This window comes from Streptomyces sp. NPDC005408, assembly GCF_040606445.1.
GTDB lineage: Bacteria > Actinomycetota > Actinomycetes > Streptomycetales > Streptomycetaceae > Streptomyces.
On sequence record NZ_JBEXEX010000029.1, the window covers coordinates 84,215 to 95,820 of the forward strand.

Annotated in this window: 9 protein-coding genes and 2 pseudogenes; 7 read left to right on the forward strand and 4 right to left on the reverse strand. The window is 70.7% G+C overall.

The features are described from left to right. Nucleotides 1-18 precede the first annotated feature (18 nt). From ABZS64_RS24985 to ABZS64_RS24995, 3 genes are read right to left on the reverse strand one after another with little or no spacing between them, the layout of a single operon-like run. A complete protein-coding gene (locus tag ABZS64_RS24985) occupies nucleotides 19-1,242 on the reverse strand; it encodes an FAD-dependent oxidoreductase (protein ID WP_355833716.1) in 1,224 nt (407 codons plus the stop codon). Next, a complete protein-coding gene (locus ABZS64_RS24990; RefSeq protein WP_355833719.1) occupies nucleotides 1,239-2,645 on the reverse strand; it encodes an FAD-dependent oxidoreductase in 1,407 nt (468 codons plus the stop codon). Before ABZS64_RS24990 ends, ABZS64_RS24985 begins: the two co-directional genes overlap by 4 nt. Nucleotides 2,646-2,658: 13 nt before the next feature. Continuing rightward, nucleotides 2,659-4,125, reverse strand: a complete 1,467-nt coding sequence (locus tag ABZS64_RS24995) for an FGGY family carbohydrate kinase (RefSeq protein WP_355833722.1) — start codon at nucleotides 4,123-4,125, stop codon at nucleotides 2,659-2,661. A gap of 225 nt (nucleotides 4,126-4,350) precedes the next feature. Here ABZS64_RS24995 and ABZS64_RS25000 point away from each other — a divergent pair, with 225 nt between their 5' ends. Further along, nucleotides 4,351-5,346: a hypothetical protein gene (locus tag ABZS64_RS25000; RefSeq protein ID WP_355833725.1), complete on the forward strand. Its 996-nt coding sequence runs from the start codon at nucleotides 4,351-4,353 to the stop codon at nucleotides 5,344-5,346. Nucleotides 5,347-5,409: 63 nt separating this feature from the next. Continuing rightward, complete coding sequence (locus tag ABZS64_RS25005) at nucleotides 5,410-6,939, forward strand: amino acid permease (protein ID WP_355833728.1); 1,530 nt, start codon at nucleotides 5,410-5,412, stop codon at nucleotides 6,937-6,939. 73 nt (nucleotides 6,940-7,012) lie between these two features. Here ABZS64_RS25005 and ABZS64_RS25010 read toward each other — a convergent pair whose 3' ends face one another. Continuing rightward, nucleotides 7,013-9,109 (reverse strand): PQQ-dependent sugar dehydrogenase, encoded by a 2,097-nt coding sequence (locus tag ABZS64_RS25010; RefSeq protein ID WP_355833730.1) that lies wholly within the window; start codon nucleotides 9,107-9,109, stop codon nucleotides 7,013-7,015. 197 nt (nucleotides 9,110-9,306) lie between these two features. On the opposite strand from ABZS64_RS25010, the gene ABZS64_RS25015 reads away from it, so the two are divergent. The 5 genes and pseudogenes from ABZS64_RS25015 to ABZS64_RS25035 form a co-directional block, all read left to right on the forward strand. Next, nucleotides 9,307-10,056, forward strand: a complete 750-nt coding sequence (locus ABZS64_RS25015) for an SDR family oxidoreductase (RefSeq protein WP_355833733.1) — start codon at nucleotides 9,307-9,309, stop codon at nucleotides 10,054-10,056. Nucleotides 10,057-10,102: 46 nt separating this feature from the next. Beyond that, nucleotides 10,103-10,917, forward strand: a pseudogene (locus ABZS64_RS25020) (alpha/beta fold hydrolase). An 18-nt stretch (nucleotides 10,918-10,935) separates the two neighbouring features. Then, entirely contained in the window at nucleotides 10,936-11,163 is a 228-nt protein-coding gene (locus ABZS64_RS25025) for a hypothetical protein (protein ID WP_355833736.1), read from the forward strand. A gap of 64 nt (nucleotides 11,164-11,227) precedes the next feature. Then, nucleotides 11,228-11,461: a hypothetical protein gene (locus ABZS64_RS25030; protein ID WP_355833738.1), complete on the forward strand. Its 234-nt coding sequence runs from the start codon at nucleotides 11,228-11,230 to the stop codon at nucleotides 11,459-11,461. Between the two features lie 76 nt (nucleotides 11,462-11,537). Further along, a pseudogene (locus ABZS64_RS25035) lies at nucleotides 11,538-11,606 on the forward strand (dsRBD fold-containing protein); the annotation flags it as partial.

Here is an 11,606-nt window from a genome sequence, read left to right on the forward strand (position 1 = left end):
TCACCGGCGGCGAGGCTGTCAGTACGCGGTGATCAGCACGGGTCCGCCCTGCGCGTCCGCCGTATCCGTCCAGTCGGCACGCAGATGCAGGGCGCGGCCGGGCACGGCCGTGCGCAGCAGGCGCTGCCGGTGCAATACCCGGCCGTCCTGGCTGACGACCAGGACGGGAAGGGCGAGCGGCTCGGTCGTACGGAGGATGAACCGGCCCCGCATCGGGCGGGGGCCGTCCGGGGCGATGCGGTTGGGTGCCGCCCAGCGCAGCGGTCCCGCGACCCGCACCGGGAGTCCGGGGCCGGGCCATGCCTCCTCCCCTGCGAGATACCGCAGCACCTGTTCCGCGGCATGCCTGCCCTCCTCGGCAGCGACCGAGGCGGGCTCGACGCCGTGGAGGAGATTTCCGGCGGCGAAGACGCCGGGGTCGGCCGTGCGCAAGGCGGTGTCGACGGCGGGGCCGCGGGTACCGGGGTCGAGCGGGATCCCTCCGCGCCGGGCCAGTTCATGGTCGGGGATCCAGTCGCCGGTGAACACGACCGTGTCGCAGCGGACGGTGGTGGTTCTGCCGTCGCGGTGCCGCAGGGCGACGCCGGTCAGGCGGCCGCGGCCGAACAGCTCGGTCACGGTCGCCTCCATGAGCAGCGGGACGCGGCGGCGGAGTGACATCGATGGGGGACGCGGCTGGTCGGTGACCATCGCGACTACCTCGGCTCCGCCCGCCCGCAGGGTCCGCACCGCCGAGTGGGCGACGGCCTCGGCGCCGACGACGACGGCACGGCTGCCGACCCGCTGTCCGTGGAGGTGGACGGCCTGCTGGAGTTCGCCCGTGGTGAGCACGCCCTGCGGTCGGGTCCCGGGCACCAGGCGTGCGCTGCGCGGCCGTTCGCGGGCGCCGGTGGCGAGGACGACGGCCCGCGCGGTGATCCGCTCCAGGCCGTGCGGTCCCGTGGTGTCCAGGGTGCGCGGGCCCGCCCAGCCGGTGACGGTGACGCCGGTGCGCAGGTCCGCTCCGACCTGTACGGCGTCGTCGAGGTGCCGCGCGTACTGCGGACCGCTCATGGGGCGCCGCAGATCGCGCAGCCCGAAGCCGCCGTGGAAGCAGTGACGGGGAATGCCGCCCGCCTGCTGCTCCCGCTCCAGGATCTCGACCCGGCCAGCGCCCGCGGCAGCCAGCCGCGCTCCGGCGGCGAGTCCTGCCGGTCCGCCGCCCACGACCAGGACGTCGACCGCACGCGTCGGCCGGCTCATCGGCTTACCTCACGTGCCTCGAAGAGAGCGCGCACGGCGGGCCCGCAGTAGAAGCCCTGGCAGCGGCCGCCGCGGGCGCGGGTGCGCCTGCGCAGTCCGTCGAGCGAGCCCGGCGGCACCGTACTGTCCAGGGCGTCGCGTATCTCCCCGCGCGAGACGCGTTCGCAGTGACAGACGATCGTGCCGTATTCGGGATCGGCGGCGATGAGATCGGCCCGCTGGTAGGGGCGCGGGCACGCCTCGCCGATGTACGGCATGCGTACGGGCTTCAGCTCGCGCGCCTCCCCCAGGTCGAGTCCGGCGTCTGCGAGCAGGCCGGTGACGTATGCGGCGATGGCCATGGAGGCGGTGAGCCCGGTGGATCGGATACCGCCGACGGCGATGTACCGCTGCCGCGCGTGCGCCCGGATGCGGTAGTCGTCGTGCTCGGTGGCGGAACGCAGTCCCGCGTAGACGGCGGTGACCTCCTCCTCCACCAGCTCCGGGATGATCCGCCGGCCCTCCTCCCGGAGGAATGCGAGCCCTTCGGCGGTCGATCCGGTGGCTTCCTTGTCGTCGAGGTCCTCGGCGGTCGGGCCGAGCATCACATTGCCGTACACCGTCGGGGACACCAGAACGCCCTTGCCGAGCGCGGTCGGCACCGGCAGCAGGATGTGGCTGACGAGGTCGCGGGCGAGCTTGTCGTAGACAATCAGCTGGCCGCGGCGCGGGGTGACGGTGAAGTCGCCGTGGCCGAGTTCCCGGTCGAGTTCGTCGGCGTACAGACCGGCGGCGTTGACGAGGTAGCGGGTCCGCAACAGGCCCCGGGATGTGGCGAGTTCATGGTGTGTCGCGGCGCTGCTGATGCTCTCCACGCGGCAGTTGAGATGCAGGTCGACGCCCGAGCGCACGGCCTGGGTGGCGTACGCGAGTGTCGTCGTCCAGGGGCAGATGATGCTCTCGCCGGGGACGTCGAGCGCGCCAAGTACGCCCGGCCCCAGATGCGGCTCGCGTTCGCGCACCTCGTCGGCGCCGATCAGCCGTGCGTCGTGGTAGCCGTTGCGCTCGGCCTTGGCGGCGAGGGCGGGGAGCGCGGCGAGCTGTTCCGGGTCCCAGGCGACGAGGAGGGCGCCCAGCGGTTCGAGGGGGATGCCGGTCTCGGCCGCGTACGCGGAGAGCCGCCGCTGTCCGTCGCGTACGAGCCGGGATTCCAGGGAGCCGGGGACTGCGTCGAATCCGGTGTGGAGGATCGCGGTGTTCGCCTTGGACGTGCCGTTGCCGACGTCGTGCGACGCGTCCACGAACGCGGTACGCAGCCGGTGGCGGGCGAGTTCGCGGGCGATGGCCGAGCCGACCACGCCGGCGCCGACGACGATCACGTCGTGCATCGCGTCCGGCAGCTGCCCGGCGGTCGTCACGGTCATGGTGCTCCCCGCTTCACCTGTCGGCCGCGGGCGTACGGTCCACTGCGGGCGTACGGTCCAGCAGCGCGGCCACCTCGCGGCGGAAGCCCGCGAGACGCTCGGCCGCCTCGGTCGCGCTGATCCGCGGTTCGTATACGGCGGACGGCTTCCACGCCGGCACCGCCTGCTCGGCCGTGAGTTCCGGGTCCAGGCCCATCCGCGCGACAGCGCCGACACCGAGAGCGGTGACATCGGGCAACGCCGAGACTTCGACCGGCAGTTGGAGGAGGTCCGCCTGGGTCTGCATCAGCAGGGTCGAGCGGGTGAGGCCGCCGTCGACCCGCAGTCCGGTCAGCGGCGCTCCGAGGTCGGTGGCGGCTGCCTCGGCGAGTTCGACGACCTGGGCGGCGATGCCCTCGCAGAGCGCGCGCACGAGCTGGCCCGGGCCGGTGTCAAGGCCGAGGCCGGTCAGCGAGCCGCGCAGATCACCGCGCCACCAGGGGGCCGCGAGTCCGGCGAGCGCCGGAACGAAGGTGACCCCGCCGCTGTCCGGCACGGCCGAACCGACCGGGTCCAGGTCGGCGGCGCCCGAGATCACGCCGAGGTCGGTGAGCCAGCGCACGGCGGACGCGGCCGTGTAGACCTGCCCGTCGAGGCAGTAGCTGGTCCGTCCGCCGAGCCGCCAGGCGACGCAGCTGACGAGTCCGGTGGTGGTTCGGCGAGGCCGTGACCCGGTCTGGGCGAGCAGGAACGCCCCTGTTCCGTACGTGCACTTGGCAACTCCCGGCTCGGTGACGCTCTGGGCGAGGAGCGCCGCCTGCTGGTCGACAAGGAGTCCGCTCAGGGGTGTCGCGGGACCGAAGGCGGTGGTGATGCCGACCTGGCCGTCCGCGTCGACGACCTCCGGCAGCCGTTCGCCGGCCAGGCCGTAGACGGCAAGTGCCTCGGACGACCATGCGACGCGGTCGAGGTCGAGCAGCTGGGTGCGCCCTGCGGTGGCGGCGTCGGTGACGAAGGCGCCGGTGAGCCGGTGGACCAGCCAGGCGTCGCTGGTGGTGACGACGCCTGCGCGGGTGAGTTCGCGGCGTATCCAGGCCATCTTGGGCGCGGCGAAGTACGGGTCGAGGGGCAGGCCGGTCAGCCGGGTCAAGTCATCGGCGTGCGGGGCCAGTTCGGCACAGATCGGTTCGGAGCGCCGGTCCTGCCAGACGATCGCGTCGGTCAGCGGTCGGCCGGTGGCGGGGTCCCACGCGAGCACCGTCTCGCCCTGGTTGGCGAGGCCCACCGCGGCGACCGGCTCCCCGGCGTCCGCGAGCGCCTGACGTCCGGCGTCGAGCACCGAGGAGAGCAGGGCTTCGGGGTCGGTCTCCACGCTCCCGCCGGTGCCATATCGGGGGTTCACCGGCGCGGAGCCACTGCCGATCACACCCCGCTCGGGGCAGATGACCAGCGCTTTGGTACCGGAGGTGCCCTGGTCGACGGCAAGCACTGGGCCTGTCATCGGCCACCTCGCTCTCCGGTAGTCGGAACCTTGATCGTTGACGCAAGGAAGCGTGGTGCAGGCCACGGCCACCGTCAAGCCCGCACATGGACCGAGCGCACGACTGACGGATCATCAACTTCTTGCCGTTGCCCCATGGTTGAGTAAGATCACCGCAAAGATCACCCCACACCCCTCGCCCCCAAGAGGTCCCATGACGAGCGCAACGCGACCGGTGGCGGGCTGATGTCCCAGGACCAGTTACGCCCGGTGTACCACCCGGCGGGTCACGACAGTGAACTGCGCAGCGCGTTACAGGACTTACGCACGGGCCGCTGGATGTCGATGCGCAATCTGCTGGCCTCCACGTCCGGCTGGGCGCTGTGGACTCAGCGCACCCAGGTGCTCGCGGCGGTGGCCGCCGGGTCCGACGCCGTGCAGGCCTGGCGAACCGAGGAGCCCCGCTCGCTCACCGCGACCGTGATGCACGCCCGGGTCGTGGTGGAACGGGCGCTGCGCGCCCATCGCGAGAACCACCCGCGCACGCACGAGCTGTGGCACGAGGCCTGGGAGGCGTGCCGGATCGCCGCACACCAGATCCCCGACGATCCGGTGCCCTGGGTGTGTCTGCTGGCGCTCGCCCAGCTCGACGAGAAGCAGCGGCTGGACGAGCACCGCATGCCGCCGCCGGGTCCGATGCTGTTCCCCGGCCCGTGGGGACTGCTCGCGGAGTCGGACAAGCGCGATCCGCACAATCGCGAGGCGTACCACCGGATGCTGCAGTTCGTGTACGCCCGCTCATCCGGTGCCCATCTGTCCGAAGCGGTCAACTACGCGCAGTGGGCGGCGTCTTCCGCACCTGCCGGTTCGCCGCTCCTGGCGCTTCCGCTCCATGTCCGGGTGGAGCGCTACCGCCGCGAGAAGGGCCATGAGAAGGCCCTCGACATGCACTGGGTGACGGACGACGCGACCCGGGACGCCCTGCGCGCGCTGCACGACTGGTTCGACCTCGTGCCCCCCACCGAGTGTTCCCTGCTGGATCTCAGCCATCTGGCCCATGCGCTGTGGGGCTCGCACCAATTCGCCGACGCGGCCCGGGTGTTCGAGGCGCTCGGTCCGTACTACACCCCACCGCCCTGGTCCTACCGCACGCACAGCCCGGGCGACGCGGGCCTTGCGGAAGAGGTGTTCCTGCGCGCCCGCGGCCGGTGTCTCGCCGCCGCTCGCGGCACAAAGCCCTGACCCCATCCATCTCGACCCGTCCCTGTCCGCTGCGCACATCTCCCTTTCCCCGGAGGTACTTCGATGTCCATATCCCCGCCCACGTGGTCGAGTTCGGACCAGACTCCACCCAAGGACGAGGAGGAGCGGTTGCGGGAACTCGGCTATCAGCCGGTTCTGGCCCGCCGTATGGGGGGCTTCGGCAATTTCGCCATCAGCTTCTCCGTCATCTCGATCCTGTCCGGCTGCATGACGCTGTACGGCTTCGGTCTGAACACCGGCGGCCCTGCGGTCATGCTGTGGGGCTGGGCGGGCGTGGGCCTGTTCGTTCTCTGCGTCGGCATGGCGCTGGCCGAGGTGACGAGTGCGTACCCCACCTCCGGCGCGCTGTACTACATGGCCGACCGGCTCGGCGGCCGTAAGTGGGGCTGGTACACCGGCTGGCTGAACCTGCTCGGGCTGCTCGGCGCGATCGCCGGAATCGACTACGGCTGCGCCCTGTTCACGGGTGCCCTGCTGAATCTGCAGTGGGGCTTCAACCCCACGCCCGGCTCCACCATGCTCATCTTCATGTGCATTCTGCTGGTGCACGCCGTGCTGAACCTCTTCGGTGTGCGGCTGGTCAGCGTGCTCAACTCGATCAGCGTGTGGTGGCACCTCGGCGGTGTGGCCGTGATCGTCGGCGCCCTGGCCATCGTGCCGTCCCACCACCAGTCCCCCGAGTTCGTCTTCACCAAATTCGTCAATGACACCGGCTGGGACAACCCCATCTATGTGGCCGCGATCGGCCTGCTCCTCGCGCAGTACACCTTTTCCGGCTACGACGCATCCGCGCATCTGTCGGAGGAGACGTCGAACGCGTCGGTCTCGGCCGCCCGCGGCATCGTGCGCTCCATCTGGGTCTCCTGGATCGCGGGCTTCGCCCTGCTGGCGGGCCTGACCTTCGCCATCCAGGACTACGCGGGCACCCAGGCGAGCGACACCGGCGTCCCGCCGGCCCAGATCCTGCTCGACGCGCTCGGCACCGGCGGCGCGACCGCCCTGCTGCTGGTCGTGATCGTGGCGCAGCTGTTCTGCGGCAACGCCGAAGTGGCGGCCGCGAGCCGGATGGTGTTCGCGTTCAGCCGTGACAACGCGCTGCCCGGCTCCGCGCTGTGGCGCAAGGTCAGCCGCCGCACCCAGACCCCCGTCCCCGCGGTGTGGCTGTCGGTGGTCTTTGCCTGCCTGCTTGCGGTGCCCTCGCTGTCCTCGCCGACCGCGTACGGCGCGGTGACCGCGATCAATGTCATCGGTATCACGCCCGCGTACGCGATCCCGATCTACCTGAAGCTGCGTGCCAGGGACCGCTTCCAGCCGGGCCCGTGGAGCCTGGGCCGCTGGAGCAGGCCCATCGGCTGGATCGCCGTGGTCTGGGTGGCCGTGGTGACCGTGCTGTTCTGTCTGCCGCAGTCGAATCCGGTGACCGTCGACTCGATGAACTACGCCTCGATCGCCCTGGCCGCCGTGCTGATCCTGGCCACCGTGTGGTGGTTCGTGGCGCGCCGCTCGTACAGCACGCCGTCCGCGTACGGAACCGCCCGTGAGCAGGCGGAGATCTCGGACCAGATCGTCTGACGTACGGCGCTCGGCGTACGGCGCACGTGCAGAGGGGCCCGTTCAAGGACGGGCCCCTTGTCACCTCTTGTCGCTACCCGGCGGGCCTGCCGGTGACCTTGAGGCCACGCAGGCTGCCCACGTTGTCGAACGAGCCGAAGCCGACCCTGCCCGAGCCGAAGGTCTTGTCCACGGCGGTCATGAGCGGGTTCTTCGAGCCGTCGACATAGACGGCGATCTCTCCGCTGTCGGCGCAGTGCACCACGCGTACGTCGTGCCACGCCGCGTCCGCAACGGCGGGCGGCGCTCCGGTCGACCCGTTCCACTGGTGGTCGAGCCGCAGCCGGTCGGCGTCATTGACCACGAAGATCCCGTTGTGCGGGTAGATCGTGTTGTCGGACGACAGATGCGCGTAATAGAACTTCGTGTCCGACTGATAGCCGAAGACGATGATCACGTCCCGGTTGCTGATCTCGACAGGCGTGTCGAGCCGGACCTGGGTGTCGATCCGTACGGAGCCGAAGCGCGGGCCCGCCGTGAGGACCGCGTACTCGAACGGCCTGCGCGGTCCGGGACGGGCGACGCCCGCCTCGGCGAGGGTCACCTGGCCGCGCGGGAACTGCCACTTGGATGGCGTGACCGGCGTCCAGTTCCCGGCCGCGGTCACATGGCTCACCGTTGTGCCGCGGGTCGCGCAGTCGGCGAACTGCCGGGTCCCGGTGACCTTCCAGATCTTCCCGTTGGCCTTGGAGAGCAGATACAGCTCGCCGCGGGCGTCCCGCCCGAAACGCAGGTCGACCCGGGTGTCTCCGGCCAGTTCGGGCATGGTGACGCGCTTGCCCGTACGGTCGAAGAGCATCAGCTGGTATGTGGTGGCGAGCTGTCCCGAGCCACGGCGCATCGCGCTCGCCTCGGAGTACAGGATCCGGCCGTCGACGAGGTCGCCGTAGAGGTACTTGCCGCGCAGCGCCGGGGCGTCGTGGCCGCGGTAGACGAAGCCGCCGACGATGGCGCGGCCCAGGTCCGACTTGCAGTTCCAGGTGGCGGGCGGGTCGTGGTCGTAGGCGGCGACGGGGTAGGTGTAGCCGTTCTCCGCGTCGTTCGCGGGCAGCGGCAGCAGCCGGTCGCAGGGGTCGGTGGCGCCCTTGTCGTAGACGAAGGCGCCTTCGCGTTCGCTCCAGCCGAGGTTGTCCCCGGCGCGTACCTCGTAGACGCCTTCGACGGCGTGCTCGCCGATGTGCCCGAGGTACATCCGGTGCCGCCCAGCCGGGTCCCAGCTGAAGCGGTGCGGGTCGCGCATTCCGTACGCGTAGATCTCGCCGAGCGCGCCCTGCCTGCCGACGAAGGGGTTCGAGGCGGGGATGCCGTACTTGCCGTTGGCGCTGTTGCGGCCGCGCGGGTCGATACGGAGGATCTTGCCGTGCGGCAGGCTCAGTTCTTGCGGCTCGGTGTTGTTCACGCCCTGGGCGCCGTCGCCCGATGCGACGTACAGCAGTCCGTAGTCGCGGTCGGCGGGCCGGGCGGTGGGGTTGAAGTCGATCTGCTGGATGCCGTGGCCGCCGCCGGAGTAGCCGATGCGGAGCAGCTCGCGGCGGCTGCCGCTGAAGGTGTCCGCGGACGGGTCGTCGGCGGTCCACTCGGTGACGATGCCGTGGTAGTTGGTGGTCGCCTGCTGGGCGAAGTCCGGCTGGACGGTGGTGGCGGATGCCTTCTCGGTGTGGACCGTGTAGAACCTGCCGGTGCGGCGGAAGTCGGGGGCGAAGGTGACGAAGCCGAAGCCCGAACCCATGCCGCTGCTGGCGAAGAAGGCGGGGCCGACGGCCGCCGCGACGTCCAGATAGACGTGCGGCTGTCCGTGCTCGACAAGGTAGAGGCGGCCGTTGAGGTCGGGGACGGCCATCCGTCCGGAGTGGTCCGGGAGTTCGCTCAGGTAGTTGATCCGGGCATGGCGCTTGAGCCGCGGGTCGGTGACCGGGCCGGGTACGGGTTCGGTCTTCGGGAAGGAGGCGTACTCCTGGACGACCAGTCCGAGGCCGGACTGGACGGGCTTCTGCGGAATCGGGTCGTGGACCGCACCGCCCGCATCCTCGGCCCGGGCCGTGAAGGGTGTCGCCGCCAGCAGCGACACCAGCAGGGCAAGGGCGAACAGGGCGACAGCGACCGGGGATCTGTTGGTGCGGGGTACGAGCACCGCGTGACTCCTTCGACGGGGGCGGGGGCCGGGGGGCTCAACCATGTAACCGATGTCCCGCAGTCTGAACAACCGTCGTGCACGCACCAGTTGCGAATGCCTCGATCAACCGACTGTTCCTTGACACCACTTCATGTGATCCGTAGCGTCCTGTGCATAGATAGGATCATTGGTCACATACGAGAACGGGTGGGATTGTGAGTCCACGGCAGATCGTGGTGTCGGGCGGCGGTACGGGCATCGGGCTCGCAGTCGCCGAAGCATTCGCGGCGGACGGCGACAAGGTCACGCTTCTGGGCCGCCGGGAAGAGGTACTGCGCGCTGCGGCCGAGAAGCTCAACGCCACCCATGGGGAGGGCACGGCGAGTTGGTACCCGGCGGATCTCTCCGAGCCCGAACAGGTCCGCGGCGCGGCACAGTTCATCAGCGGGCGGACCGACGCCGTCGATGTCCTGGTGACCAACGCGGGCGGCAATGTCGGGTCCTCGCACGACGGCACCCTCGAAGGCATCGCCGAAAGCTACCGCGCCAACTTCGCCGCGAACGTACTGACTGCGGTGCTGCTCACGGAGGCTCTTCTCCCCCAGGTGCGACGGCCCGGCGGCCGGATCGTGCATCTGTCGTCGATCGCAGCGCTGCGGGGACCGGGGTCGTACGGTGGCTCGAAGGCCGCGGTCAACACGTACACCTTCGATCTGGCTCAGAAGGTGGGCGCGGACGGCATCACGGTCAACGCGGTGGCGCCCGGATTCGTCGCCGACACGGAGTTCTTCGGAGACCGCGCGACCCCGGAGTTCGTTGCCGCGCGGGTGGCTCAGACATTGACGGGCAAACCCGGTCTGCCCGCCGAGATCGCGGCGTCGGTCCGCTACGTCGCCTCCCCCGAGGCCGCGTATCTCACGGGCCAGATTCTGCACATCAACGGTGGTGCGGCGCTGGGCCGTTGATCTCGTTGACCGCCGATTGCGGGGCGCGGTGAGAGAATGACCGATCATGCCCTTCGCACAGGCGGCCGACGGTGCCGCGCTCCACTACGAGGTACGCGGCACCGGTGAGCCGCTGCTGCTGCTGAGCGGACAGTCGAACAGCCACCGCTGGTGGGACTCGGTACGGTCCGGCTTCGAAGCCGAGTTCACGACCGTCGTCATGGACTACCGCGGCACCGGCGACAGCGACCGGCCCGATACCGATACGTACAGCACGCCCGGGTTCGCCGAAGATGCGCTGGCCGTCCTCGACCACGCCGGAATCGGGCGGGCCCACGTGTACGGCAGCTCCATGGGCGGCCGGGTCGCCCAGTGGGTCGCCGCCGACCACCCCGAGCGCGTCGGCCGGCTCGTGCTGGGCTGTACCTCGCCCGGGGGGCCGCAGGCCGTCGAGCGCGGGCCCGAGGTCCGGCGGGCACTTGCGCAGCCCGACGCGGAGGCCGCGCACCGGGCCCTGCTCGAGCTCATGTACACGCCGGGCTGGCTGGCCGGGCACCCCGGCCCCTTCCACACCCTCGGCGTCCGTCGATGCCCGCCCACGCCCGGCGCCGCCATCTGCGGGCCAGCGCCCGCCATGACGCCTGGGACGCCCTGCAGCGGATCACGGCGCCGACGCTCGTCCTGCACGGCACGGACGATGTGTTCAACCCGACGGCGAACGCGCCGCTGATCACCGGTCGTATCCCGGACGCGCGCATGCACCTGCTCCCCGGAGCCCGGCACGCGTACTTCGAGGAGTTCGCCGATGTCGCCACGCCACTGGTGCTGGCGTTCCTCCGGGTGCGCGAGTATTCATGGTGTCCGGATGCCGCCGGGCCTTGATGGACGGACGCTGGAAACATGGCTGGACACCCGCCGATCGTTGTACACCGGATCTCCCCGTCGGGTGGCCGTCGAGTCACCGTGCGGGACCAGATCATGGGCCTGGCCCACTCCGATGACCAGTTGCTGGAATTCCTCCGCCGGGCCGGGCTCCCCGACGCCGACAACCTGCTCGACGACCCGACCTGGATCGAGTGGGTGGGCGACCGGCCCCACGAGTACGACCCCCTGGAGCTCCTGCCGTAGCCGCCGTTGTCAGTGCCTCGCGAGATGCTTGACGGTCCGACACCTTTCCAAGGGGGCAACCGACATGACCGACTCCGAACTCGCCGCGGCGCAGGCGTACGTACGACTGCTGCAGACCACCCGGGCCGTCCTCTCCGAGACGGAACAGCCGCTCCTGCCCCTGCCGTTGCTCACCGCCCCGATCGCCGAGGCGGACGAGGCGCTGCGCGCCCTCGGTATGGCGGGCAATGAAGCGGAGTTCTTCCGGCTGGTGACCAGGCTTCAACCGGCGCTGCGCGAGGACAGGCGGGTTTCCTGACACCGGCGTTCCCGTCAGGGCCGCGGGCTGTTGCGGCAGACGCGGAAGACGGGCTGCTCCGGGCCAACACCGCAATCGCTCCGACGAGGACGTCCCCCACATCGGGGACGAACTGGCCGTGGCCCGCGCCCTCAGCGAGCTGACC

What these genes read in the sequence shown, in the direction of transcription:
- ABZS64_RS24985 (WP_355833716.1), bottom strand. Translation starts at nt 1,242, where the DNA reads ATGAGCCGGCCGACGCGTGCGGTCGACGTCCTGGTCGTGGGCGGCGGA.
- ABZS64_RS24990 (WP_355833719.1), bottom strand. Translation starts at nt 2,645, where the DNA reads ATGACCGTGACGACCGCCGGGCAGCTGCCGGACGCGATGCACGACGTG.
- ABZS64_RS24995 (WP_355833722.1), bottom strand. Translation starts at nt 4,125, where the DNA reads ATGACAGGCCCAGTGCTTGCCGTCGACCAGGGCACCTCCGGTACCAAA.
- ABZS64_RS25000 (WP_355833725.1), top strand. Translation starts at nt 4,351, where the DNA reads ATGTCCCAGGACCAGTTACGCCCGGTGTACCACCCGGCGGGTCACGAC.
- ABZS64_RS25005 (WP_355833728.1), top strand. Translation starts at nt 5,410, where the DNA reads ATGTCCATATCCCCGCCCACGTGGTCGAGTTCGGACCAGACTCCACCC.
- ABZS64_RS25025 (WP_355833736.1), top strand. Translation starts at nt 10,936, where the DNA reads ATGGCTGGACACCCGCCGATCGTTGTACACCGGATCTCCCCGTCGGGT.
- ABZS64_RS25030 (WP_355833738.1), top strand. Translation starts at nt 11,228, where the DNA reads ATGACCGACTCCGAACTCGCCGCGGCGCAGGCGTACGTACGACTGCTG.